Raw genomic sequence first — 26,181 nt, forward strand, 5'->3', positions numbered from 1 at the left:
CGATAAAACGCCCTGACCATCTGCAAAAATCCAGCGAATCAGGAGACACCGTGATGCCAACACCCAGCCCGACTCGCCAGCCCGTGCGCGCGGCGGCCGCTGCTTTCATCGGCACGATGATCGAGTGGTACGACTTCTACATCTACGCCACCGCCGCCGCGCTGGTGTTCGGCGAGCTGTATTTCCCGTCGCACGATCCGTTCATCAGCACGATGGCGTCATTTGCCACGTTCGCCGTCGGGTTCTTCGCGCGGCCGTTGGGCGGCGTGATCTTCGGTCATCTCGGCGACAAGATCGGCCGCAAGAAAGCGCTGATGACCACGCTGATGATGATGGGCGTCGCGACTGTCTGCGTCGGCTTGCTGCCCTCTTATTCCAAAGTCGGCCTGCTCGCGCCGGTGCTGCTCGTGCTGCTGCGCGTGGTGCAGGGCATCGCGGTCGGTGGTGAATGGGGCGGGGCAGTGTTGATGGCGGCCGAACATGCGCCCAAAGGCCGGCGCACGTTCTTCGCATCGTTCGCGCAACTCGGCAGTCCGGCGGGGTTGATCCTGTCGCTGATCGCGTTTCGCGCGGTGACATCGATGCCGCATGAGGAGTTCATCGCGTGGGGCTGGCGCCTGCCGTTTTTGGTGAGCGCGGTGCTGCTCGTGGTCGGCATCATGATTCGCATGGGCGTGAACGAATCGCCGGAATTCGAGCGCGAGAAGTTGTCCAAGCGCACGGTCGAGCTGCCGATTGCCGAAGTGTTCCGTTCGTCGGGTGCGCTGGTCGCGTTTTGTATCGGCGCGAATACGATTGGGATCGCCGGCGTGTATTTCACCAACACCTTCATGATTTCGTACACGACGCAATATGTGGGCGTGACGAAATCGCTGATCCTCGATTGCCTGTTCGCGGTCGCGATCATCCAGTTCCTCACGCAGCCGCTGGCCGCGTGGCTTGCCGAAAAGATCGGCGGTGCGCGCTTCCTGAAGCTGACGGCGCTGTGCGCGATGATCTCGCCGTATCCCATGTTTATCCTCGTGCAAAGCGGCAACATGGTGTCGATGATCATCGGCATCGCGATTGCCGTGGTCTGCATGGCGAGCTTTTATTCGGTGATCGCGGGGTTTGTCAGCGGCGTGTTTCCGGTGCGTGTGCGGTACTCGGCGATCTCGATTTCGTATCAGGTCTGCGGCGCGATTGCGGGCGGTTTGACGCCGCTTGTGGGCACTTGGCTCGCCCATAAATTTACTGGGCAATGGTGGCCGCTGGCCGTGTTTTATACGTGTCTCGCCGGGATTTCGCTGCTGTCGATTGTCGCGCTCGATGCGCTGAAACATCGTCGTGCCGATGCCCCGGAAGCGCTGGCTGCTCGCTGACTCTAGAGGATACCGAAGCATGTTGAAAATCGATGGCCCGCGCCTGTGGGCAACCTTGATGGCCATGGCAAAAATCGGCGCGACGCCCAAGGGCGGCGTACGTCGCCTTGCGTTGACGGAGGAGGACCGGCAAGGCCGCGAGTTGTTCGCCACGTGGTGCCGTGAAGCGGGAATGACGGTACGTACCGATGAGATAGGCAACCTGTTCGCCCACCGCGAAGGCTCGAATGCGAAGGCGAAACCCGTGCTGATCGGCAGTCATCTTGATACGCAGCCGGAAGGCGGTCGCTTCGATGGCGTCTATGGTGTTCTGGCCGCGCTCGAAGTGGTGCGCACGTTGAACGATCACGGCGTGGTGACGGAGAAGCCCATCGAGATTGTCTCGTGGACGAACGAAGAGGGCGCGCGATTTACACCGGCCATGCTTGGCTCGGCGGTGTTTGTCGGCGCGACGCCGTTGGAAACTGCGCTGCAGACCAAAGACGCAGAGGGCGTGACGTTGCGCGAGGCGTTGGATCAAATCGATTGCGCGGGACCACGCGGCCTCGGCGTGCAACACATCGATTCGTACTTCGAGGCGCATATCGAACAAGGGCCGATTCTGGAGAGCCATGGCAATCCGATTGGCGTGGTCACGGGCGGTCAGGCTATTCGCTGGCTCGATGTCGAAGTGACGGGCGTCGCCGCGCACGCCGGCACGACGCCCATGCCGTATAGAAAGGACGCGTTGTTCGCGAGCGCGGCGATGGCGCTTGAACTCGAAACTATCGCGCAACGTTTCGCGCCGCTGGGACTCGTCACGATCGGTCAGGTGGATGTGCAGAATTCATCGCGTAACACGATTGCTGGGCGCGTTGCGTTCACCGTCGACTTGCGTCATCCCGACGACAAGCAAATCGACGCGATGGAACGCGAACTGCGAGCGGCCTTCGGCAAGATCGCCGTGGATCGAGGGCTTGAGGCGAACATCGCGACGTACTGGAAAAGCCCTGCGACGCCGTTTGATTCCGCGTGCGTCGATCTCGTGGAAGCAGCCACGCAAAGCCTGGGATACGCGTACGAGCACATCGTCAGCGGCGCGGGACACGACGCCATCCACCTTGCGCGGCACGTACCCACGGCCATGGTTTTCATCCCGTGCGTGGACGGCCTGTCGCACAACGAAGCCGAGGATGCGCTTGCCGAAGACGTCACGTGCGGCGCGAACGTTTTGATCAATGCGGTGCTGGCGCGTGCGGTGGTTGCAGCGACGGTTGACGCATATTAAGGATTCTAAAATGCAGACTTACTTCCATCCTTCGCAACTCACGCATCACCCGCGGACGTACCTTTCGCGTGGCCAGATGCGCACGCCCCAAGAGATTCCCGAGCGCGCATTGCGGTTGGTCGAGGCATCGAAGGCAATGGGTTTCGATGTCCGCGAACCCGCCGACTTCGGCGCCGCGCCAATCGCCGCCGTGCACGGCATGAACTACTTGCGCTTCCTCGAGGAAGCGCATCGCGAGTGGAAGAAGATGCCCGCCGAATGGGGTGACGAAGTGATATCGAACGTGTACATCCGCGAGAACAATCCGTTGCGTGGCGTGCTTGGACAAGCGGCGCGTTATCTCGCCGATGGCAGCTGCCCAATCGGCCCCGACACTTACGAATCTGCATACTGGTCGGCACAAAGCGCACTGGCCGGCGCGAATGCGATTGTGGACGGCGCACGCGAGGCGTACGCATTGTGCCGGCCGCCGGGGCACCACGCGCGCGCCGAAGCGGCAGGCGGTTTCTGCTACCTGAACAACGCGGCAATCGCGGCGCAGGCGCTGCGTGCGAAATACGATCGCGTTGCAATCCTCGATACCGACATGCACCACGGGCAGGGTATACAGGAAATTTTCTACGACCGCAGCGACGTGCTGTATGTATCCATTCACGGCGACCCGACGAACTTCTACCCGGCGGTAGCCGGCTTCGATGACGAACGCGGCGTAGAGGCCGGCGAAGGTTACAACGTGAATCTGCCGATGCCGCATGGTTCATCGGAGGACGTGTTTTTCGATTCCCTCGATACCGCCGCGCGCGTGCTCAAGCGCTTCCAGCCGAACGCGTTGGTGCTGGCTTTAGGCTTCGACATCTACAAGGATGATCCGCAGTCGATGGTCGCGGTGACGACCGAAGGATTCGGCCGATTGGGCGGCGCGATCGGCGCGCTGCAATTGCCGACGCTGATCGTGCAGGAAGGCGGGTATCACATCGATACGCTGGAAGTGAATGCGCGGGCATTCTTCGAAGGGTTCAAGGCGGGGCGCTGAGGAACGCAGAATCAATCCCCAAGCTCCGGGGTTGATCGACCCGTGCCCGGTTTCGTGCCGCACCCCGGTCAATCGCTTTCAGTCGATGAATCGTCGCCCCGCATGGCAAGATCGAGCAGCCGCTGAATCTGGCTCTTGTTGTGCATTTCCAGTTTTTTATACGCGCAGCGCAAGTAGTGGCGCACGGTCGTCGGCGCGATGGCCATGCGCTGCGCAACCTCCTTGTGAGACAGCCCGTCGCCAAAAAGGCGGATGGCGATCAGCTCGCGCGGACTCAGACGATCGAGCGGCGAGCGAAGCTGCGCGTCGAGCTGAAACAGCCCGGCCACTGACACGCAACGAATGAGTATCGACTTCCCGGCATAGGCACGTACCGCATCTTTGCGCAGATGACGCACAAGCGGGTGCGGCAACCGGCCATCCTCGCAGTCCGGCCATTCGCGGCGCAGAAAAGCGAAAAATCCGGGGTCCCCCTCGTGCACGGTGCCGAATCGATCACACAGCGCGCGTCCCGCCAGGCTCACGCCGTGCGCACGTTCACGCGCGAGCTGAAATGAACGGTTGATCGTGAGCGCAGCGGCGAGATGCGGAATGACGTCCTCGATCTTGCGGGCGTCTTCTTTCGTGAACGGCTTGTCCAATGCTCGCCGATACACCGAGAGAAACGTGGTCAGGCCGAACCGATGGTCGAGCGTAAAGACGCACATCAGTTGCGCGAGGCCTTGTTTGATCGCCCAGTCACGAAAGCGCGGCGCAATGCCGGGGTCGACAATGGATATCGACATCGCTTTTCCGTAACGGCCCGACATGCGTTGCGCGAGCGGATCGCAGTCGCGAATGCCGGTCCAGCCCGTGAAAAAGTCTTCGTTCAGCGCGACCATGAAACTGTTGTGCATCACGGGGCCGCACGGAGCATGGGTCGCCACGCCGGTCCAGCCCGCATCGAAGGGCAAGTGCTCGGCGAGCAGCGCGAAAAAACCTTTCTCGAATTCGCCGATACCGCTGCGGCCGGCAAGCGCATACAGCTCCAGCAACAGCACGCTCAGGTCCCGTGACGACGTGCCGTCACGCGCGAAACGTCCTTCGAAATCGACACAGCGAGCAAGCCCGGACGGGACCTTGCACTGGTCAAGCGATATGGCTTCTGGCACGTCCTCGATCTGCACGGCCATCCCGCCAGGGTCAACGACGATTGTCATGCTCTCTCCTCATCCGGGCCAGGGATGCTCGTCGATCCGGTTAGCCTGATCAACATAAATCATAATCCAGACGATTTAAATAGTCCTGCGTATAAATCGAGCCGGTCCCCTCCATTTGAACGGGGTGCGCATCCTCTGCGCGACCCGCCGCAACACGGCGATTCATCTTCCCGTCAAGCGAAGCCGCCAGGTCTGGCTCCGAGGCCTGTCCAAGGGTTTGCCGCAGCGTCCAAGTGGACGGCTGTTCAACGCTCATGAGGATGCCGACACTGCTTCTGCGGCACATCCAAGGCAAACACCTGCAACCAAGAGACGGTCTGGAGTCTGACTGATGAAACGGAACTATCGAAGGCTTCGTGCCGCGTATTGCTGCCTGCTTGCATCGCAGGTTCTCATTTCCCGCGGGGCATTGGCGCAGTCGAGCTTGACGATGTACGGAATACTCGACGCGGGCGTGCAATATTTGACCAATGCCGACGGACGGCATGCGTCGGTGCGGCTGCAAAACTATGGAGTCCTGCCGTCTCAGATCGGGATCACGGGCGCGGAGGCCTTGGGCGGGGGTCTGCAGGCCTTCTTCAAACTCGAACAAGGGCTCAATCTTAATGACGGCACGCCGACGGTGCCCGGAATCGCGTTCTTCCGCGGCGCGTATGTCGGCCTCACGGGTGATTTCGGCACCGTGACCATCGGCCGTCAGTTCAGCGTGCTGTTCGACAAGACCGTTCTCTACGATCCGCTGCAATACGCGGCGTATGGCGGCCAGGGCGTACTCATGCCGCTGATGTCGAATTTCATCGATAACGCGTTCAAGTACAAGACCCGCGAATTCGGTGGGTTCAACGCAGAAGCACTGGCAGCGACCGGCGGTGTTGCCGGCAACTCGCGAAGCGGCCGGGTGCTGGAGATCGGCGGTGAATATGCAAGCAGGGGCTTGGGCGTGAGTGCGGTATTGCACCGCCGGCAAGGCACGCTTGCCGCTGCAACCGATACCTCCGGCCAGCAGTTGACGGCCGGGACGCTCGCCGGGCACTGGAGTATCGATCCGCTCACGTTGTATGGCGGCGTCGAGCGGCTGACCGGCTCGCTGGCGCCTTCCCGGACGGTCGGCTGGACCGGCGTTCGCTATCAGGCCGCTGCGGACCTCGGGTTTGCGGGCGGTGTCTATCAGACGTTTTCGAACACGGCGAGCATCGGCCGTCCAACGCTTTTTATCGCAAGCAGCACCTACAACCTGTCCAAGCGCTCGGTCGTCTACGCGAACCTCGGCTTCGCGCGTAACCACGGGCATAGCTCGCAGACGGTCTACGAATACGACCCGGCTGCGCTCGACGGCGCATCGCAGCTTGGCGCGATGGTCGGCATGTACCACTTGTTCTAGGACTGCGCTACTCATGAAAACTCATCTGGCTACTGTCGGTTCCAGCGCGCATCCCGCACGCGGGTTCACCCGCTCGACGCTCATCTCCCTCGTCGTTTTCGCCGCGATCACACCATTGCTCCTGCTGGTCGCACCGGCGGTCGCGGCGCAACTCGGCGGACCGATGGGCTTGAGCGCATCGCAGATCGGCACGTACTTTTTTGTCGAACTCGGTGCATTCAGCCTGGCCACCGTGCCTTCGTACTTATGGCTCGGCCGAGTGGACGCTCGCCGGGTGGCGGGATGGGCGACGGCCGTGTTTTGCACCGGCAACCTGATCACGGCGCTCGCGATGCCCGGTTTCGTCGCGTTGCTGGCGCTGCGCGCAGTCACGGCGCTCGGTGGCGGAACGCTGATGGTGCTATGCATGACGAGCGCCGCGACGAGCGGCGACCGCGACCGGGTCTATGGCTTGTGGGTCGTGGGGCAATTGGTGGCGGGCGCGCTTGGCCTGCTCTTGCTGCCGTATCTCTTCAATGCGTTTGGCTTGCGCGCGCTTTACGTCACGCTCGCGCTGCTGGCGCTGTGCGCCGCTCCGCTCACACGCGGCTTCGATCCCGCACTGGGCGGCAAGCGCCATCAGCGCGATCCGCATATCGGGCAGGGCGGGCAGACTGAGCACACGTCTGGCGCGAAGGCCGGCAACACCTCTGGTACGGCCAACGCCGCGTCGGCGGTTGCCGGCGTCCTGGCCTTCTACCTTGCCATTGGCGGCGTCTGGACCTTTGCGAGCGAGGCAGCCTCGCTTGCGGGACTCGATGCCGGCCGTAGCGGCAGCGTGCTGGCGATCGCCAGCGTGATGGGCATTGCCGGCGCAGGCACGGCGTCGCTGATCGGCGGCCGCGTTGCCCGTCGCGTGATGCTCGTGGCGGGGTACGGACTGCTCCTCGCTGCCTTGGCCGGACTCTGCGCCAATTCGGGCGTCGAGATTTACATGACGGCGATCTTCGCGTTCAAGTTCGCCTGGACCTTCGTGTTGCCCTTCATTCTCGCGGCCGCTGCGAAGAAGGATCACTCCGGACGCCTGATCGCTTCACTCAACTTCGTGATCGGTGCGGGTCTCGCGATTGGCCCGTTGATCGCCGGTGTTCTGCTCGACGCAGGCGCCGCCCTTCACACGCTGTTTGCCGGGGCGGCGGCAATTTGCACACTGTCACTCGGCTGCCTGCTTCGCGTCGAGCGAAGCTGAAAAGACGGCAGCACCTGCCCTTACACCGGACCATCCCAAATGAGCTGCACGATGACCACGATCCCCCACACCGCTTTTTTCACCGATGAACGCACGTTCTGGCACACGAGCGGCGCCCATGCCTTGTTTTTCCCCGTCGGCGGCTGGGTGCAGCCTCCTTCAAGCGGTGGCTACGCCGAATCACCCGACTCGAAACGGCGTCTTCTCTCGTTGATCCAGATGTCCGGGCTCGCCAGTCAGCTCGACGTGCGCAGCGCGCCCATTGCCACCGACGACGACCTCTTGCGGATTCACCCGCGCGAGTACCTCAGCCGCTTCAAGGCGCTGAGCGACGCGGCGGGCGGGGATCTCGGCGACCCGGGTGACCTTGCGCCGTTCGGCAAGGGCAGTTACGAGATTGCGGCGTTATCGGCCGGCCTGGCTATTGGCGCCATCGACCGCGTGCTTGGGCGCCGCGCGAGCAACGCGTTTTCGCTGTCGCGCCCGCCTGGCCACCACTGCCTGCGCGACAAGCCGATGGGATTCTGCCTGCTTGCCAACATTCCGGTCGCTATCGAGGCGGCGCGCACGAAGCATCGGGTGGAGCGTGTCGCGGTGATCGACTGGGATGTCCACCACGGCAACGGCACGCAGTCGATCTACTACGAAGACCCGCACACGCTGACCATCTCCCTGCATCAGGACCGATGCTTTCCGCCGGGTTATGGCGGTGCCGAGGATGGCGGCGCGGGGGCAGGGATTGGCGCGAATATCAACATTCCGTTGCTGCCGGGCGGCGGCCACGACGCGTACCTGTATGCCATGGAGCGCATTGTGATTCCCGCGCTCGACCGGTTTCGGCCCGAACTGATCGTAGTGGCGAGCGGGCTGGATGCGAGCGCCGTTGATCCCCTCGCCCGGATGCTGCTGCATACCGAAAGCTACCGCGCCATGACTCGCCTCATGCTCGACGCCGCCGGCCGGCATTGCGACGGACGCCTCGCGATCGTCCACGAAGGTGGTTATTCGGAGGCGTATGTGCCGTTTTGCGGTCACGCGATTGTCGAGACGCTTGCGGGCGTGCGCACCGAGGTAACCGATCCCATGCTCGAGCTTGCCATTGCGCAGCAGCCCAACGAGCGGTTCGTGCAGTTCCAGCGTCAGCTGATAGATGAATTGGCGGCCGGATTTTTACGGTAAGCAGTCTTGACGAAGCGACCAGCTTCAATCAAGCGATCGTACCCGCCACGTCCGGCAAGCAACGTCGGTAACAAGATGCGGCATGTGCCCGCCGGCCACAGCCGGCGCTTGTTCATCGAAGCCCGTCGAAGCTCGTCGTCCCATTTTCAAGGAGTTCGATTGTCATGACATCACAACCCGCTTTCATCCATGTCGGGGCGCTCGCCGAAGGCTTCGCGCCCAACAGCAACATCCTGCCTGCCACTGCGGATCTGGCCGGCCGCGACGTGCAACTGCAATTCAGCGACGGGTCCTCGCTCGCCCTGGAGTTTCTCACCATCGGCACCTTGCGTACGAAAAGCGGCGAACACGCCTACCGCGCAACTTCGGTGCGCGACGGCATTTATTTCATCGATTATTGCGGCGGCGAGGACGGCGCGTCATCGACGAGCCTCGTGCTCGACCTGCGTCGCGGACTGGCTACATCGGTCACCGGCAACTTGCCAGGCGAGCGCGAGACGCGCGTCGACGCGTTCACCCGCATCGAACGCGGCGACGAATTGACCGCCGTGCGCGCAAGCTTCCGGCACGGTGTGATCGCACACGGTGCGGCCACGGCGTCCACGGCCGACGCAACCGCGCTGCATGCCCCGACGACCGAGTTGATCGGCATGCGCAACCTCTACGTCTATAGCGAGACCGAGCGCTACGAGCATATCTACCTGAACGAGCACTTCTACGCGTGGCAATGCCTGGATGGCGCAGAGAAAGGACTGGCGGACGTTGACCGGTGTCACTGTTTTCGCATCGACGAGCAGCTCTATCTGTTTGTCTGGCGTGAAAAGGTCATCCCGACGCTTGGCGTACTGATGATCGATCTGGCACGCATGAAGACCGACGGCAAGATCATGGGCTATCAGGGGGATTCGTTCGACGCCGTATCGAATTTTCCGGTTGGTGCGCAGGCCGCGGTGCTCAACATCACGCGGTATCCACAATGACTGAAGTGCCGGTCATGCGCGTGCCGCGAGGCCGGTAAGTCGCCTTTGGTTCCGGCATCTTTACTATGGAAAACATGGCAATGCTTAACGATGACTTGGTCGATGGCCTGGTGGTAGTCAACAGCAACGTCCGCTCATTCCTGAAACGCGAACTGGGGATCTTTGTCGACGGAGCGTGGCAGCCTGCACATTCCCCACGCCGGCTCGATATCTTCGATCCCGCGTGCGGCGAACGGATTTCGAGCGTGCCGGACGCGGACGCAAGCGACGTCGACCGCGCGGTGAGAAGCGCCCGTGCGGCATTCGACGCCCGCGTGTGGAGCGGCCTGCGTCCTGCGCAGCGCGAGCGCATCCTGTTGCGTCTCGCCGATTTGCTGGAGGCCCACGGCGAAGACCTTGCACAACTGGAAACCCTCAACCAGGGTCAGTCGATCAACGTGGCGCGGGCGGTGGAGGTGGGCGCGAGCATCGAATATGTTCGATACATGGCGGGTTGGGCGACCAAGATCACGGGTGAGACGCTCGATGTATCGATCCCGTTTCCGCCCGGCACGAAATACACGGCCTTCACCCGCAAGGAGCCCATTGGCGTGGTGGCAGGGATCGTGCCGTGGAACTTCCCGCTGATGATCGCCGTCTGGAAACTCGTGCCGGCGCTGGCGGCGGGCTGTACGGTCGTCATCAAGCCTGCGGCGGAGACGCCGCTCACCGCGCTCAGGCTGGCGGAACTCGCACTCGAGGCGGGGGTGCCGCCTGGCGTTTTCAACGTGATCACGGGCGCTTCGACATGCGGCGCGGCGCTTGCGGCTCATCCCGGCGTCAGCAAGATCTCGTTCACGGGCTCGACCCCCACGGGCAAACTCGTGGGCGCTGCAGCCGTGGACAACATGACGCGCTTTTCGCTTGAACTCGGCGGCAAGAATCCAGCCGTGATGCTCGCCGATATCGACGTGGATCAAGCAGTCCAGGGCGTCGTCATGGGTGGTTTCTTCAACCAAGGGCAGGTCTGCGCGGGCGCCTCGCGGATCTATGTGCATCGCAGCCGATACCTGCAAGTGGCCGATGGCCTCGCCGACATCGCCAACGCGATGAAACTGGGCCCCGGCCTTGACCCGTCGGCACATATCAATCCGCTCGTATCGGCGCGGCACCGGGATCGGGTCGAAGCGCATATTGCCCGTGCGCATGCGGAGGGTTTGCGCTTCCTGGCGGGCGGGACGCCGGTTCCCGGCCGGGGTTATTACGTCCGGCCGACTGTGCTGGCGGACGTGCCGGCGCACGCGTCGATCGTGAGGGACGAAGTTTTTGGCCCCGTGCTTGCCGTCATGCCGTTCGACGATCCCGAGGAGGCCCTCCGTCTTGCGAACGACAGTCCTTATGGACTGGCTGCGAGCCTGTGGAGCAATGACCTCACGGCGGCGATGAACCTGATCCCCCGGCTGGAAGCCGGCACGGTATGGGTGAATTGCCACGTTCCGCTCGATCCGGGCATGCCGTTTGGGGGATACAAACAGTCGGGGATAGGCCGTGAATTCGGCAAATATGCGATCGAGGGCTTCACGGAAACAAAATCGGTGTGCATTGCTCACTAGCGCCGGCGCAGGGCCGCCGGGATGGGCGGAGCGAAGGCTACGCAAGGAGGTCAGCGGCAAAAACCCGCCTTAAGTCCCCTTTAAGCCCTGCTTGACCCGTCCCGGCTAAAATGAACGCCCGGGCCGCAAGGCCGCCAAGAGCCGCAGAGCGAAACATGCGAATCCTGCTAGTAGAAGACGACAGAATGATTGCGGAAGGCGTCCGCAAGGCGCTGCGCAGTGACGGATTTGCGGTGGACTGGGTCCAGGACGGCGAAACCGCCCTGACCGCGGTAGGCGGCGAACCTTACGATCTGATGCTGCTGGACCTGGGCTTGCCGAAACGCGACGGCCTCGACGTCCTCAAAAGCCTGAGAGCAAAAGGCAACGCGCTGCCTGTGCTGATCGTCACCGCCCGCGATTCCATAGCCGATCGCGTAAAAGGCCTGGACGCCGGCGCCGACGACTATCTCGTCAAACCCTTCGACCTCGACGAACTGGGCGCCCGCATGCGCGCCCTGATCCGCCGCCACGCCGGCCGCGGCGACTCCCTGATCCGCCACGGCGCATTGACGCTGGACCCGGTGGGCCACCAGGTCACGCTGGAGGGCAACGCCGTCGCGCTCTCCGCCCGCGAATTCGCGCTGCTCGAAGCCTTGATGGCCCGCCCGGGCGCGGTTTTATCGAAGAGCCAGCTCGAAGAAAAAATCTACGGCTGGGGTGAGGAAATCGGCAGCAATACGGTCGAGGTCTACATCCATTCGCTGCGCAAAAAGCTTGGGCCCGACCTTATCCGCAATGTCCGTGGACTCGGTTACATGGTGTCGAAGGAAGCCTGATGCATTCCATTCGACGCCAACTGCTGGTCTGGCTGCTGGCGCTGGTGATCGTCGGCGTGGGGTTTGCGGGCTGGCTGATCTATCGTCAGGCACTGGCCGAAGCAAACGAACTCTTCGATTACCAACTGGAGCAGATCGCGGCCGCGTTGCCGTCGGAGCCGTTTTCGTCGGTGCTGCAATCGCGCAGCGACAGCGACGAAGGCGTCGTGATCCAGATCTGGAATCGCAACGGCGTGCTCATGTACTACTCGCACCCGCGGGTGCCGCTTGCTCCCCACGCAGAACTGGGCTTCTCCACCGAAGCCACGCCGCGCGGCGTATGGCGCGTCTACAGCGCCATCGTTGGCGATAACGTCGTCCAGCTCGCGCAGCCGCTGTCCATCCGCAACCGGCTGGCAGCGGGTGTCGCGTGGCGAACCTTGTGGCCGCTCGTGGTGCTGCTGCCGCTGCTCGGCATGGCGATATGGATCATCGTCGGACGGGGGTTGAAGCCGCTGCAACGCGTCACGCGTGCGCTCGACACCCGTCATCCCGAAGCGCTGGAACCGTTGCCCGACAACCGCTTGCCCGAAGAGGTCGTGCCCGTCGTGCGCGCGTTGAACGCGCTGCTCTCCCGCCTCGCGACCGCGCTTGATACCCAAAAGGCTTTCGTCGCCGACGCCGCCCACGAGCTTCGCACGCCGCTCGCCGCCGTGCAGATCCAGTCGCAACTGGTGGCGCGCGCGAAAGACGATGAGTCGCGCAAGGAAGCGCTCGACGACCTGCAGGCGGGTATCACGCGCGCCACGCGGCTCGCCGAGCAACTGCTTGCGCTCGCGCGCTCGGAACCCGACGGCAAGAGTGAAAGCAAGCCGGTGGACCTGCACGCGCTGCTGGACGAATGTGTCGGCGGCTCCGTGCTGGTGGCGCAACAGCGGGGCGTTGACCTGGGCATCGAGGCGAGCGAGCCGGCGACCATTTACGGCGATGCCAACGCGTTGCGCGTCATGTTCAACAATCTCATCGATAACGCCACGAAATACACGCCGAGCGGCGGGCGCGTGGACGTCTGCCTGCAGGTGAAAGACGGCTATCCCACGGTGGAGCTGGCCGACACCGGCCCGGGCATTCCCGCCGATGAACGCGAGCGCGTGTTCGACCGGTTTTATCGGGCGGGAATGGGCGCGAGCCGCGCGCGCACGGACGTGGCCGGCAGTGGCCTGGGCCTGGCGATCGTGCGCCGGATAGCGGTGCAGCATGACGCGAAAGTTTCGCTCGCCGAATCGAAAAGCGGCGGTCTGCTCGTCTCCATTCAATTCAGCTCCGCTTTAAATACTTCGCTTTAAGTGCCCTTTAAGCGGCGCCTTTTACTCTTCGTTTCATCCTGAAGCGTATCCCCGAGGAGCACACGATGAATTCGAAGGTCATTTCCCGCAGCGCCGTTGCAGTAGCAGTTGTAGTCGCCTTGTCGGCGGGTTACGTGGCCGGAAACCGGAACGTCCCGGCACCGCAGGTCATCACGCCCGCACAAGCCGCCATGATGCCGGCCGAAGCCGCTGCGAAGACCGGTATTCCGGATTTCTCCGGTCTGGTCGAAACCTACGGCCCGGCGGTCGTCAACATCAGCGCGAAACACGTGGTGAAGACCGCGTCGCGCCGCAACGGCATGAACGGCGGGGCGAATGGCGGCAATCCACAATTGCCGATCGATCCGAACGATCCGTTCTATCAATTCTTCAAGCATTTCTACGGTAATGGCGTGCCGGGCATGGGCGGCAACGACGGCCAGAACGCTGCCGATACCCCCAGCGAAAGCCTGGGTTCGGGCTTTATCGTGAGCAGCGACGGTTACATCCTGACCAACGCGCACGTCGTCGACGGTGCGAACGTGGTGACGGTCAAGACTACCGACAAGCGCGAATATCGCGCGAAGGTGATCGGCTCGGACAAGCAGTCGGATGTCGCTGTGCTGAAGATCGATGCGAAGAACCTGCCGGTCGTCAAGATTGGAGACCCGAACGGCAGCAAGGTCGGCCAGTGGGTGGTCGCAATCGGCTCGCCTTACGGTTTCGATAACACCGTGACGTCAGGCATCATCAGCGCGAAATCGCGCTCGTTGCCGAACGAGAATTACACGCCGTTCATCCAGACCGATGTACCGGTGAATCCGGGTAACTCGGGTGGCCCGCTCTTCAACCTGCAAGGTGAAGTGATCGGCATCAACTCGATGATCTATTCGCAGACCGGCGGATTCCAGGGACTTTCGTTCGCAATCCCGATCAATGAAGCCATGAAGGTGAAAGACGCGCTGGTGAAGACCGGCCACGTGGATCGCGGCCGTCTCGGCGTGACCGTGCAGGGTATGGACCAGACGCTCGCGAAGTCGTTCGGCCTGCAAAGCCCGAATGGGGCGCTCGTGAGTTCGGTCGAAGCGGGCGGTCCGGCGGCGAAGGCGGGTATCCAGCCCGGCGACGTGATCCTCTCAGTCGACGGCCAGTCGGTTGCGGACTCGAACGCATTGCCGTCGCAGGTGGCAGCGCTCGCGCCGGGCACCACGACCAAGGTGCAGGTCTGGCGCGACAAGGCCACGAAAGACCTGAGCGTGACCGTGGGCACGTTGTCGGACGCCAAGACCGCAAGCACGGGCAAGGGTGCGGACCAAGCCAATTCGGCATCGCAGGATGCACGGCTGGGTGTCTCGGTGCGGCCGCTGACGGCTGACGAAAAGCAAAGCGCGTCGCTGTCGCGCGGTTTGCTCGTGCAGCAGGCGGGCGGCGCGGCTGAAAGCGCCGGCATCCAGGCCGGCGACGTGATCCTGGCGGTCAACGGCCAGCCGATCACGACCGTGGAGCAACTGAAGACGATGGTGGCTCACGCAGGCGACAGCATCGCGTTGCTGATCCAGCGCGACGATGCGCAGATCTTCGTGCCGGTGGATCTGGGTTGACCGTTGGTCAATTGAAATGTCGGCTGAACGCCGATGCAGGAACGGGGCGGCATGCGTTACCTGGCGCGCAACAATGCCGCCCTGAAAAATAGGGTGAATTGCAGGCATGAACCGTGCTGATAGTTTCTCTCCCGAAACGCTTTAGCCCGACTGCGCAAAACACAGCGTGCTGCACGTCGGGACACAAGCGCAACGCCGATGAAGGCGTCTGAAGTCCATAAGGAGCTGATCACGATGACCAAGACGACTAAAGCAGCGATTGAAGCACCTACCGAAGCAAACACCCGTACGTTAACTAAACATCGCCGGCCTGCCGCGAGAAAGGCGTCCATTGCCGTGCTGGCGGCCGTGATGACGTTCGGAATGGCTGGCGCCGCGTTCGCGCAGACCGTGGGCGGGGGAACGAGCGACACGAGCAGCGCCGGCAACACGAACGGCGGCGGCCTGCCGCAGGTCCAGACGCAGGGCAACGTGTCATTCACGTCCGGCGGCGTGGGCCTGGACGAATCGCACGCCCTGATTCGCGAGCAGGCGCATTGGCCGCTTTCGTTGCGTTTCACGGGGCCGACGTCGGACTATCTCGCTGACGTCCACGTACGGATTGCCGACGCAAAGGACTCGGAAGTGCTCAAGACCGACGCCATGGGCCCGTACATGCTGGTGAAGCTGCCCCCGGGTCATTACACGGTTTACGCCAAGTACAAAGACTCGGAAAAGAAGCAAGGGGTGACGGTGGCCGGCAACGGGAAGGCGAAGGCTGATTTCCACTGGTCCATGCAGTAAGCCGTCAGACACCATCAAACGCACTATCCGCCGTGGTGAGCCACCGTACGCAAAACCGCACACGAAGCAAAACACTGCGGCGATTCGTGAAGTGTGGCGCAGGCACCAAAGACGTTAGAGGAGGTTGCACAAGCACCCCGAAGTTGTCACATAATGAAAGCCACGGGTCCCGGAAAACCCGTGGCTTTTTTATGCCGCTGCTGCAAACGCGATGGCGGACGTTTGGTTTTTTGGTACCGGGAGCGCGCGATGAGCACCGACACCCATCACATCGAAATCTCGCTGAATCCGCGACGCCATCGCGTGATTCATCAGGGCGTGACGTATGCCGACACGCATTCGGCGTTGACGCTGACCGAAACTGGCCACGATCCCGTGCATTATTTTCCGCGTGCCGATGTCAACATGGCGCGCCTCTCGAAGTCCACGCATACCTCGCATTGCCCTTTCAAGGGCGAGGCCACGTACTACCATCTGCTGACGGAAGACGGTCCAGTGGACAACGCTGTCTGGAGTTACGAGCAGCCGAAAGAAGGCGTCGAGAAAATTAAAAGCTATCTGGCGTTTTATCCGTCGCGGGTCGATCGTATCGACGAGACGGCCGGAACCTGAGACGCCAGGTCAACATAAAAATGGGCGCCATGTATGGGGAGGGCCCAATGGAAGTCGCCGATGCCTTACGCATTCCGCTGGAACCCGCTCAGGTGCGCGAGGCGTTGGGAGATCTTGCGCTGGTGCGTGCGAGCATCGATAACTGCGAATCGCTGATACGTCTTGCCGGTGGCGAATACACATTGAGGTTGACGGTGCCGCTTGGCGCGTTGCGGGCGCACTACGCCATCCGGGCACACGTTGCCGATGCAACCCGTTTGCCGCGTCATGACGGCCAACCCGGCGAAGTCGACGCGCAGACCCTGAGTTTCAAGGCGTGTGGCGAAGGCGTGGGATCGTTGCGCGGACAAATCGCTGTGGCGCTGATTCCGGATGCCAACGGCTCATCCACCTGGATTGAATACACCGTCTGGGCGACGCTCACGGGGCCGCTGGCGGGTTTGCCGGCACGCCAGATCGAAAATTCACTGCGTGAAGTCGCCGACGATTTTTTTATCGAATTCTGCGAAGTCGTGCGGGCGAAGCATGGCCAGCAGCCTGCCGCCGCACCCAAGCCGGCTGTCTCGCGCCGGCATGTGTTCTTGCGGCCGATCTCCATGTCGGCAGCATTTGCGCGTCACGGTACCCCCGCGGCGCACAAATCCCGCGCGGCGGCGACGGCCGATGCTATTGGCGGCGTCTTGCGTCATCGGCTGCCCGGTCACGCGCCTCGCCATCCCCATCCGCACAGTTTGCCCGCCTGGGCGTGGGCCGCGTTGGTCTGCTGTGTCGCCGTGTTCCTGTTTCTCGCGCAGCGTTACGGTCTGCGATAGCACAGCGGCCGCACCCGGCTACGAGGGGTCGCCGGAACTCAGCAGCATATGAGGGCTGTAGCGCATGACGTCGAAACAGGAATCGATCAGGCGTTCCGCATCATTCTTGAGGTCGATGCTCTCGGGCACCATCAGCGAGTCGTAGAGAATGCCGGTGAAAAGCGCGTGCAGGATGGTGGTGGCATGGCGCGTATCGAGCATGGGCGGCAACTGGCCTTTATCAACCGCATTGCGCAGTCCGCGCTCGATCTTCTCTTTCCCCTCGCGCATGTTCGTCTGATGCCGCTCGCGCACCGGCCCCATGTCTTCCACGAACTCGCATTTCAGGAACAGGATGTCGAATACGCGCCGGCGCTGCTCATCGAGCGCGATATTGCGCATGCACCAGATGAAGATGTCGCGGATACGGCCAAGCGGATCGGCTTCTTTTGTGTCGAGCGTTGCTTCGACCAGTTCGTCAAGCGGTAACAGGCTCCGGTCGAACATGGCGGTGAACAGATCACCCTTGTTCGCAAAGTGCCAATAGATTGCGCCGCGCGTGACGCCGGCTTCCAGCGCGATGTCCGCCAGCGTGGTGCGCGAAACGCCTTTCTCGAAGAAAACACGTTCTGCCGCATCGAGAATACTATTGCGCGTCTCCGCCGCTTCTTCCTTGGTTCGTCTGACCATTATTTCGTGGGTTCCTGCTTGCCTGCCTGCGGCTAGTTTACTGCCGTCTTACATTGCACTGCAGCGACGTCATACATTTGTTCATCGCCTGCTAATCCTTCGAGACGATTCCCCTCGCACTGCTCTTGTTCACGTACGATCGTCTCTTTTACGTTCGTTCGTGAATGTATATACAATACCATCCGTCCAACGATAGCCCAAGTAGCACTGACCGGTTAATATCCGACACAGCTTTCAATCCGCCGTCCGTTAGCGTGCCCTTCCCAAGGGTGTTGTCAGCGGCAGCCGTACATAGAGACGGCTCGCGGCGCAGCGGACGAATGATGGTCGGGGCACTGGTTTTTGCGCCCACTGGCTACTGGTAAGCGTCTCCAGACGCTCGTAGCGGCCCGCCCGTAGAAGGCGGCCGCGCACTTATTTCAATCTCAGTCTTTGACAGAGGTCGCTCCATGCGCGTCGAACGGGTTCCATTCCGCTTAATCAGTGCCGCGACGGCTGCCGTGATTCTTGCAGCCTGCGGACAAAAACCAGCAGCACCGCCGCCCCAAACCCCCGAAGTCGGGGTCATCACTGTTCAGCCCACCACCGTTCCTGTCGTGAGCGAACTGCCTGGCCGCACGAGCGCATTTCTTGTCGCGCAGGTTCGTGCACGGGTCGACGGCATTGTGTTGCGTCGTGAATTCACGGAAGGCGCTGAAGTGAAGGCGGGCCAGCGGCTCTACAAGATCGATCCGGCACCGTACATCGCGGCCCTGAACACGGCCAAGGCAACACTCGCCAAGGCGCAGGCCAACGTGGTCACGCAAAACGCCCAGGCGGCGCGCTACAAGATCCTCGTCGCGGCAAACGCGGTCAGTAAGCAAGACTACGACAACGCCGTGGCGACTCAAGGCCAGGCCGTAGCCGACGTCGCGTCGGGCAAGGCGGCTGTCGACACCGCGCAGATCAACCTGGGTTATACGGACGTAGTGTCACCTATCACGGGCCGCACGGGTTTGTCGCAGGTCACGCCGGGCGCTTACGTGCAGGCTAGCGCCGCCACGTTGCTCACCACGATTCAACAACTCGATCCGGTTTATGTCGACCTGACGCAATCGAGCGTGGACGGCCTGAAGCTTCGCCGTGACATCCAGGAAGGCCGCTTGCAGACCGGCGGCGTCAACGCCGCCAAGGTCACGCTGATCCTGGAAGACGGCCGCACGTATTCGGAAGCGGGCAAGCTGCAATTCTCCGACGTGAGCGTGGACCAGGGCACCGGTTCGGTCACCGTGCGCGCAATTTTCCCGAACAAGGACCGCGTGCTGCTGCCGGGCATGTTCGTGCGCGCCCGTATTGACGAAGGCGTGAACGACAAGGCGCTGGTGGTCCCGCAAGTCGGCGTGACGCATGACCAGAAGGGCCAGCCGACGGCGCTCGTGGTCGGTCCGGACAACAAGGTGGCTTTGCGCCAGCTGGTGACATCGGGTACCTACGGCGACAAGTGGGTTGTGGATAGCGGCTTGACTGCAGGCGATCGCGTGATCGTGCAGGGCACGGAAAAAGCGCGGCCAGGTTCGACCGTGAAGCCTGTCGACGCACAGCTTCCGGCCCAGGCGGCTCAACCGGCATCCGGTGCGGCTCCAGGTGCAGCTTCGGGCGCGGCTCCGGCGGCAGCGGACGCTGGCGCAAGCGGTGCGGCGGCTTCGAGCAATCCGGCGGCCGCATCCGCGGCACCGGCTTCCGCGGCATCAGGCGCGTAATCAGGCGCAATAAAAGGGAGCCTGTTTCATGGCAAAGTTCTTTATCGATCGCCCGATTTTTGCATGGGTGATCGCCATTATTCTGATGCTGTCGGGGATCGCTTCGATCTTCACGTTGCCGGTCGCGCAGTATCCGACCATTGCACCGCCGGCCATTCAGATCAGTGCTACGTACCCGGGTGCGTCCGCCAGCACGGTGGAAAACACGGTGACGCAGGTGATCGAGCAGCAGATGAGCGGCCTCGATCACTTGCTGTACCTGTCTTCCACCAGTGATGACTCCGGCACAGCCACCATTACGTTGACGTTCGCGGCCGGAACGAATCCGGACATCGCGCAGGTGCAGGTGCAGAACAAGCTGCAACTCGCGACGCCGCTCTTGCCGCAAGCCGTTCAGCAACTCGGCTCCAAGGTGACGAAGTCGAGCAGCAGCTTCTTGATGGTGATGGCGTTCGTCTCTACAGACGGTTCCATGGGCCGTTACGACCTCGCGAACTACGTGGCGTCGAAGGTGGAAGACCCGATCAGCCGTATCGACGGGGTGGGCACGGTGACGTTGTTCGGCTCGCAATTCGCCATGCGGATCTGGCTGGATGCAACCAAGCTGAACAACTACGCGTTGACGCCGCTCGATGTGACCAACGCTGTTGCTGCGCAGAACGTGCAGGTGGCGGGCGGTGGTCTGGGCGGCACGCCGGCAGTGCCGGGCCAGATGCTGCAGGCGACCATCACGGAAGCGACGCTGCTGCAAACGCCTGAGCAGTTCGGCAATATCCTGCTGAAGGTGAATCAAGACGGCTCGCAAGTGCGCCTGAAGGACGTGTCGCGCATCGAGCTGGGCGGTGAGAACTACAACTTCGACACGAAGTACAACGGTCAGCCGACCGCCGGCTTCGGTATCCAGCTCGCGACAGGCGCCAACGCGCTGAACACGGCGAAGGCTGTGCGCGCGAAGATCGACGACCTGTCGAAGTATTTCCCGCCGGGTCTCGTCGTGAAGTATCCGTACGACACCACGCCGTTCGTGAAGCTGTCTATTGAAGAAGTGGTCAAGACGCTGATCGAAGGGATCGTGCTGGTGTTCCTGGTGATGTACCTGTTCCTGCAGAACCTGCGGGCCACGCTGATCCCGACCATCGCGGTGCCGGTCGTGCTGTTGGGTACCTTCGCGATCATGGGGCTGGTGGGTTTCTCCATCAATACGCTCTCCATGTTCGGGCTGGTGCTCGCCATCGGCTTGCTGGTGGACGATGCGATCGTGGTGGTGGAAAACGTCGAACGGGTGATGGCCGAGGAGGGTTTATCTCCACGAGACGCCACCCGCAAGGCGATGGACCAGATTACCGGCGCGCTGGTTGGCGTGGCGCTCGTGCTGTCGGCCGTGTTCGTGCCGGTGGCGTTCTCGGGCGGTTCGGTGGGCGCGATCTACCGGCAGTTTTCGCTGACGATCGTCGCGGCCATGATCTTGTCCGTGCTGACCGCGTTGATCCTGACGCCGGCCTTGTGCGCGACGCTGCTAAAGCCGATCGACAAGGATCATCACGTCGAGAAGAAGGGTTTCTTCGGCTGGTTCAACCGTACGTTCACGAAGAGCCAGGACAAGTATCACAGCGGCGTCGAGCACGTGATCAAGCGCTCAGGGCGCTGGCTCATCATCTATCTGGTGGTGATCGTCGCGGTGGGTTTCCTGTTCGTTCGCTTGCCGAAGTCGTTCTTGCCTGACGAAGACCAGGGCACGATGTTCGTGCTCGTCCAGGCGCCGGCGGGTTCCACGCAGGAACGCACGGCCAAGGTTCTCGCCGACGTCACCAACTGGCTGCTGACGGACCAGAAGGACATCGTCGAAGCGGTCTTTACGGTGAACGGCTTCAGCTTCGCGGGCCGCGGCCAGAACTCGGGCCTCGTGTTCGTGCGGATGAAGGACTACGGATTGCGGCAGCACGCGGACCAGAAGGTGGGCGCGCTGGTGGGCCGGATGTTCGGGCACTTCGCGAGCTACAAGGACGCGATGATCTTCCCGGTCAATCCGCCGTCCATTCCGGAACTGGGCACGGCTTCAGGCTTCGACTTCGAGTTGCAGGATCGCTCGGGTCTCGGTCACGCGAAGCTGATGGAAGCGCGCAACATGCTGCTCGGCATGGCGTCGAAGGATCCGACGCTTGCGCAGGTTCGTCCTAACGGCCTGAACGATACGCCGCAGTTCAAGGTGAACGTGGATCGCGAGAAGGCGAATGCGCTGGGCTTGTCGCCGGCGACGATCGACCAGGTGTTCTCGATCGCGTGGGCTTCGTCGTACGTGAACAACTTCCTGGACGTCGATAACCGGATCAAGAAGGTGTACGTACAGGGCGACGCGCAATTCCGCATGAACCCGGAAGACCTGAACAAGTGGTATGTGCGCAATACCTCCGGCGCGATGGTTCCGTTCGGTGCATTCGGTTCTGGCGAATGGATCTACGGTTCACCGAAGCTCGAACGCTACAACGGTATTTCCGCGGTGGAAATCCAGGGTGCGGCGGCTCCGGGTAAATCGACGGGTCAGGCCATGCAGGCCATCGAAGCGATCGCGGCGAAATTGCCGGCGGGGATCGGCTACGAATGGACGGGCTTGTCGCTGCAGGAACGCCAGTCGGGTTCGCAAGCGCCAATCTTGTACGGCATCTCGATTCTCGTCGTGTTCTTGTGTCTCGCGGCGTTGTATGAAAGCTGGTCGATTCCGTTCTCGGTGATCATGGTCGTGCCGCTCGGTATCTTGGGCGCATTGCTCGCGGCTACTTTGCGCGGGCTGGAAAACGACGTGTTCTTCCAGGTCGGCTTGCTGACCACGGTGGGGTTGTCGGCGAAGAACGCAATTTTGATCGTGGAATTCGCACGCGATTTGCGCAGTCAGGGCAGGACCACGGTGGAAGCGGCAATGGAAGCGGCCCGCCAGCGGTTGCGCCCGATTCTGATGACGTCGCTGGCGTTCATTCTCGGCGTGTTGCCGCTTGCAATCAGTAACGGCGCGGGTTCAGCCAGCCAGCACGCCATTGGTACCGGCGTGATCGGCGGGATGTTGACGGCGACCTTCCTGGCCATTTTCATGATCCCCATGTTCTTCGTGGTGATCAGCAAAATCAGCCACGACAAGGGTACGCCGCAGCACACCCACGGCGGCGATGGCAATGATGGTGGCCACGGTGGCACGCCTGCTCCGGCCAAGGAAGGACATTGAGATGCTAAAACACTCCTTGATAGCGGCAGCGGTCGCGCTTTTTGCGGCAGGCTGCACGATGGCGCCGAAGTACGAGCGCCCGGCGGCGCCCGTCGACCAGACGTTCCCGACGGGCGGCGTGTATGACAAGCAGCCGGACGCAACGTCGCCGGCGGCGCCAAGCGGTTCCGCTCAGGCGAAGCCGGCGGTGGACATCGGCTGGCGCGATTTCTTCGTCGATGCACGCTTGCAGCAGATCGTCGAAATCGCGCTGAAGAACAACCGTGACCTGCGCGTGTCCATGCTCAATGTGGCAGCGGCGCGCTCGCAGTATCAGATCACGCGTGCCGAGTTGTTGCCCACGCTCGACGCCGTCGGGTCGCAGACGAAGTCGCGCACGCCGAAGGATCTGTCGTTGTTCGGGCAGACCATCTCGAACCAGTATTCGGTCGGCGTGAATGCGTCCTGGGAAATCGACTTCTTCGGGCGGATCCAGAGCTTGAAGGACCAGGCGCTCGAGCAGTATTTCGCGCTTGCGGAAACACGCAAGGCGGCGGAAATCTCGCTGGTGTCGCAAGTCGCCGATCAGTATCTGACGATGCTCTCCGACGACGACCAGCTAACCGTCACGCGCAATACGTTGAAGACGGCGCAGGAGTCATATCGGATCACGAAGCTGCAATTCGATAACGGCGTAGGCACCGAACTCGACGTCACTCAGTCCGAGGGCATCCTGCAGCAGGCCGCCTCCAACCTGCAGTCGCAATTGCGTCTGCGGGCGCAGGCCGAGAATGCGCTGGTGTTGTTGATTGGTGAGCCGCTGCCGGCAGATTTGCCGCCGGGCCTGCCGCTCGACAGCCAGAACCTGCTCGCCGATATCCCCGCCGGACTGCCTTCGGACCTGCTTGTGCGGCGTCCGGATATCGCGTCGGCGGAGCATTCGCTGCTCGCGGCGAACGCGAATATCGGTGCGGCGCGTGCGGCGTTTTTCCCGAAGGTTTCGCTCACGGGCAGCTTCGGGACATTGGCGCCTTCGCTCGGCACATTGTTCAAGCCGGGCTCGGCGGCGTGGTCGTTCGCACCGCAAATCTCGATTCCGATTTTCGAAGGCGGCACGAACCTGGCCAACCTGGATCTGGCTCAGATCCAGAAGCGCATCGAGATCGCGAATTACGAGAAGGCGATCCAGACGGCGTTCCGCGAAGTGGCGGACGGGCTGGCCGCGCGCGGCACTTACGACGAGCAGATCAAGGCGCTCGAGCGGTTTGTGAAGTCGCAGGCTCGCGGGCTGGAGCTGTCGGATATGCGATATCGCAACGGCGTGGACAACTATCTGAGCGTGTTGACGGCCCAGACGAACCTGTACACCGCGCAGCAGTTGCTGATCACGGCGCGGCTGAACCGGGTGACGAACCTCGTCGATTTGTATCGTGAACTGGGTGGCGGCTGGATCGAGCATGCAGGCGACCAGCCACGTCCTTCGGATGCCATGCCGAATTACCGCGATATCGGTACGCCGACGGCGGCTGCCGCTCCAGCGGCTTCGGGCACGACGGTCAGTTCCGCTTCGACGGGCCCTGCGAAGCTGGTTCCTGTGCAGCATCTGGTGCCGGCTGCAAAGCCGCAGGTTGATGCCGACGGAAAAGCAGTGGGATCGGCAGGGTAAGGTATTACGTGGTTCAGATGTTGAAAAACCGCAGCCTTTCGGGGCTGCGGTTTTTTTATTTCGGCTTTTTATCTCTCAGTTCTGCGCGAACTCCTTCAGTGCTTGACCTTCGCCCTTCCATCAAAATCCCGTCCGGCACGATGGATCGCGCAGGTCGCATCGCGTTCTTTCTTCACCCCGTTGAAGACGATATTCAGCAACACCGCGGACACCGACGCCAGCAGGATCCCGCTATGAAGAATGGGTTCCAGGGCGTGCGGCAACTGCGAGAAGAACTTCGGCGCGACCACCGGCACGAGGCCGAGGCCAATACTCACCGCGACGATAAACAGGTTGTGGTGGTTCTTGACGAAGTCGACCTTCGACAGCACCTTGATCCCGTTCGCCGCGACCATGCCGAACATGACGATGCCCGCCCCGCCAAGCACGAACGGTGGTACCGACGCCACCACTTGCGCCATCTTCGGGAACAGCCCGAGCGCGACGAGGATCACACCGCCGGTCGCACAGACGAAGCGGCTTTTCACACCGGTAACGCCGATCAGCCCGACGTTCTGCGAGAACGATGTATGCGGAAACGAGTTGAAGATGCCGCCAATCAGCGTTCCCAAGCCATCCACTCGCAGTCCGCGCACCAGCGCGTTCTGATCGACGGGACGCTCGACCATGTCTCCGACGGCCAGGAACATGCCCGTCGATTCGATGAACGTGACGAACATGACGATGACCATCGTGGCAATGGAAAGCGGGTCGAAGTGCGGCAGGCCGAAGTGAAACGGCAGCACGATGCCGACCCATGGCGCGTTCGTCACGCCGTTGAGATCGACGCGCCCCAGCGACATGGCAATCCCGAACCCCGCCACGATGCCGAGCAGCACCGAAATATTCGCGATAAACCCGCGTGCAAACTTGTTGATCATCAGGATCAGCGTGAGCACGACTAGCGCCAGCAGCAGGTAAACCGGATTGCCATACTCCGGGTTCCCTACACCCCCGGCTGCCCAGTTGATGCCCACGCCCATCAGCGACAAACCGATCACCGCGATCACCGTGCCGACCACCACGGGCGGGAAAAACCGCAGCAGCTTTCCGATCATCGGCGCGAGGAAAATTCCGATGATGCCCGCCGCAATCGTCGCACCGAATATGTCGAGAATGCCGAGCCCCGGATTCGTGCCGATGGCGACCATCGGACCGACGGCGGCGAACGTGCAGCCCATGATGACCGGCAAGCGGATGCCGAAGATCCAAAGGCCTAATGTCTGGATTAGCGTCGCGACGCCGCACGAGAACAGATCGGCGCTGATGAGGAACGCGATCTGGTCTTTCGGCAGCTTGAGCGCCGCGCCGAGAATCAGCGGGACCGCGACGGCGCCTGCGTACATGACGAGTACGTGCTGAATGCCGAGTGTAAGCAACTGGGCGGCGGGTAAGCGTTCGTCGCAGGGGTGAACCGGGATTGTTGCCATGTTGTTTCTGTCTCCAAATTTTGATCCGAGCGTGCCCTCGAATTAGTGATTCAAGGTACGTGGCGCAAAAAGCGAGAACAAGTCGACGTTGGCGTATGGCCCCCTTAGCCGCGCTGATATGCCACGAGTGCCTTAATATCGTGTCTGGCGCGATGAAGCCACGGCTGGCGGGCGAAGGACGATTTACGTCGCGCCCGGCAAGGCGTCCGCATACGAGGCGTGGTTATGATGGTTATCTGCTCTTCAGCATAGTCAGTTTTTTCGAGGTGCGACG

The 26,181-nt window shown here is 62.1% G+C and carries 20 protein-coding genes; 17 read left to right on the forward strand and 3 right to left on the reverse strand.

Annotated elements, in window-relative coordinates; all coding sequences use genetic code 11:
* Positions 1 to 53 precede the first annotated feature (53 nt).
* The 3 genes from ACSOSP_RS16470 to ACSOSP_RS16480 are packed head-to-tail and all read left to right on the forward strand — an operon-like array spanning position 54 to position 3,661.
* Positions 54 to 1,361: an MFS transporter gene (locus tag ACSOSP_RS16470; RefSeq protein WP_455308349.1), complete on the forward strand. Its 1,308-nt coding sequence runs from the start codon at positions 54 to 56 to the stop codon at positions 1,359 to 1,361.
* Between the two features lie 19 nt (positions 1,362 to 1,380).
* Positions 1,381 to 2,628 carry a Zn-dependent hydrolase gene (locus ACSOSP_RS16475; protein ID WP_455308351.1) on the forward strand — a complete coding sequence of 416 codons (1,248 nt, stop codon included), beginning with the start codon at positions 1,381 to 1,383 and terminating at the stop codon, positions 2,626 to 2,628.
* A 10-nt stretch (positions 2,629 to 2,638) separates the two neighbouring features.
* On the forward strand, positions 2,639 to 3,661 hold the full coding sequence (locus tag ACSOSP_RS16480; RefSeq protein ID WP_455308353.1) for a histone deacetylase family protein: 1,023 nt from the start codon (positions 2,639 to 2,641) through the stop codon (positions 3,659 to 3,661).
* Positions 3,662 to 3,729: 68 nt separating this feature from the next.
* Here ACSOSP_RS16480 and ACSOSP_RS16485 read toward each other — a convergent pair whose 3' ends face one another.
* Positions 3,730 to 4,860 carry a response regulator transcription factor gene (locus ACSOSP_RS16485; protein WP_455308354.1) on the reverse strand — a complete coding sequence of 377 codons (1,131 nt, stop codon included), beginning with the start codon at positions 4,858 to 4,860 and terminating at the stop codon, positions 3,730 to 3,732.
* A gap of 331 nt (positions 4,861 to 5,191) precedes the next feature.
* Here ACSOSP_RS16485 and ACSOSP_RS16490 point away from each other — a divergent pair, with 331 nt between their 5' ends.
* The 11 genes from ACSOSP_RS16490 to ACSOSP_RS16540 all read left to right on the forward strand — a co-directional run bounded on the left by ACSOSP_RS16490 (position 5,192) and on the right by ACSOSP_RS16540 (position 17,171).
* Entirely contained in the window at positions 5,192 to 6,241 is a 1,050-nt protein-coding gene (locus ACSOSP_RS16490; RefSeq protein WP_455308356.1) for a porin, read from the forward strand.
* Positions 6,242 to 6,254: 13 nt separating this feature from the next.
* Positions 6,255 to 7,469: an MFS transporter gene (locus tag ACSOSP_RS16495; RefSeq protein ID WP_455308358.1), complete on the forward strand. Its 1,215-nt coding sequence runs from the start codon at positions 6,255 to 6,257 to the stop codon at positions 7,467 to 7,469.
* 60 nt (positions 7,470 to 7,529) lie between these two features.
* Positions 7,530 to 8,648, forward strand: a complete 1,119-nt coding sequence (locus ACSOSP_RS16500; protein WP_455310993.1) for a class II histone deacetylase — start codon at positions 7,530 to 7,532, stop codon at positions 8,646 to 8,648.
* Between the two features lie 164 nt (positions 8,649 to 8,812).
* Positions 8,813 to 9,628, forward strand: a complete 816-nt coding sequence (locus ACSOSP_RS16505) for a molybdenum cofactor biosynthesis F family protein (RefSeq protein ID WP_455308359.1) — start codon at positions 8,813 to 8,815, stop codon at positions 9,626 to 9,628.
* Between the two features lie 80 nt (positions 9,629 to 9,708).
* Complete coding sequence (locus tag ACSOSP_RS16510; RefSeq protein WP_455308361.1) at positions 9,709 to 11,220, forward strand: aldehyde dehydrogenase family protein; 1,512 nt, start codon at positions 9,709 to 9,711, stop codon at positions 11,218 to 11,220.
* Between the two features lie 155 nt (positions 11,221 to 11,375).
* On the forward strand, positions 11,376 to 12,038 hold the full coding sequence (locus ACSOSP_RS16515; RefSeq protein WP_455308363.1) for a response regulator: 663 nt from the start codon (positions 11,376 to 11,378) through the stop codon (positions 12,036 to 12,038).
* The gene (locus ACSOSP_RS16520; protein WP_455308364.1) at positions 12,038 to 13,363 is read left to right on the forward strand and encodes an ATP-binding protein; all 1,326 of its coding nucleotides are present in this window, start codon (positions 12,038 to 12,040) and stop codon (positions 13,361 to 13,363) included. Before ACSOSP_RS16515 ends, ACSOSP_RS16520 begins: the two co-directional genes overlap by 1 nt.
* Positions 13,364 to 13,428: 65 nt before the next feature.
* Positions 13,429 to 14,964 (forward strand): DegQ family serine endoprotease, encoded by a 1,536-nt coding sequence (locus ACSOSP_RS16525; RefSeq protein WP_455308366.1) that lies wholly within the window; start codon positions 13,429 to 13,431, stop codon positions 14,962 to 14,964.
* Positions 14,965 to 15,315: 351 nt separating this feature from the next.
* On the forward strand, positions 15,316 to 15,747 hold the full coding sequence (locus tag ACSOSP_RS16530) for a carboxypeptidase regulatory-like domain-containing protein (RefSeq protein ID WP_455310994.1): 432 nt from the start codon (positions 15,316 to 15,318) through the stop codon (positions 15,745 to 15,747).
* 249 nt (positions 15,748 to 15,996) lie between these two features.
* Positions 15,997 to 16,359: a DUF427 domain-containing protein gene (locus tag ACSOSP_RS16535; RefSeq protein WP_455308368.1), complete on the forward strand. Its 363-nt coding sequence runs from the start codon at positions 15,997 to 15,999 to the stop codon at positions 16,357 to 16,359.
* Between the two features lie 47 nt (positions 16,360 to 16,406).
* Complete coding sequence (locus ACSOSP_RS16540) at positions 16,407 to 17,171, forward strand: CoxG family protein (protein WP_455308370.1); 765 nt, start codon at positions 16,407 to 16,409, stop codon at positions 17,169 to 17,171.
* Positions 17,172 to 17,189: 18 nt separating this feature from the next.
* Here ACSOSP_RS16540 and ACSOSP_RS16545 read toward each other — a convergent pair whose 3' ends face one another.
* Positions 17,190 to 17,840 carry a TetR family transcriptional regulator gene (locus ACSOSP_RS16545; protein WP_455308371.1) on the reverse strand — a complete coding sequence of 217 codons (651 nt, stop codon included), beginning with the start codon at positions 17,838 to 17,840 and terminating at the stop codon, positions 17,190 to 17,192.
* A gap of 449 nt (positions 17,841 to 18,289) precedes the next feature.
* Here ACSOSP_RS16545 and ACSOSP_RS16550 point away from each other — a divergent pair, with 449 nt between their 5' ends.
* The 3 genes from ACSOSP_RS16550 to ACSOSP_RS16560 are packed head-to-tail and all read left to right on the forward strand — an operon-like array spanning position 18,290 to position 24,438.
* Complete coding sequence (locus ACSOSP_RS16550; protein ID WP_455308373.1) at positions 18,290 to 19,579, forward strand: efflux RND transporter periplasmic adaptor subunit; 1,290 nt, start codon at positions 18,290 to 18,292, stop codon at positions 19,577 to 19,579.
* A 28-nt stretch (positions 19,580 to 19,607) separates the two neighbouring features.
* Positions 19,608 to 22,793: an efflux RND transporter permease subunit gene (locus tag ACSOSP_RS16555; protein ID WP_455308375.1), complete on the forward strand. Its 3,186-nt coding sequence runs from the start codon at positions 19,608 to 19,610 to the stop codon at positions 22,791 to 22,793.
* A gap of 1 nt (position 22,794) precedes the next feature.
* Positions 22,795 to 24,438 (forward strand): efflux transporter outer membrane subunit, encoded by a 1,644-nt coding sequence (locus tag ACSOSP_RS16560; protein WP_455308377.1) that lies wholly within the window; start codon positions 22,795 to 22,797, stop codon positions 24,436 to 24,438.
* 95 nt (positions 24,439 to 24,533) lie between these two features.
* Here the strand turns inward: ACSOSP_RS16560 and ACSOSP_RS16565 are convergent, their stop codons facing one another.
* Positions 24,534 to 25,907: a nucleobase:cation symporter-2 family protein gene (locus ACSOSP_RS16565; RefSeq protein WP_455308379.1), complete on the reverse strand. Its 1,374-nt coding sequence runs from the start codon at positions 25,905 to 25,907 to the stop codon at positions 24,534 to 24,536.
* Between the last annotated feature and the right edge of the window lie 274 nt (positions 25,908 to 26,181).

The sequence above is a fragment of the Caballeronia sp. KNU42 genome, from assembly GCF_053760385.1.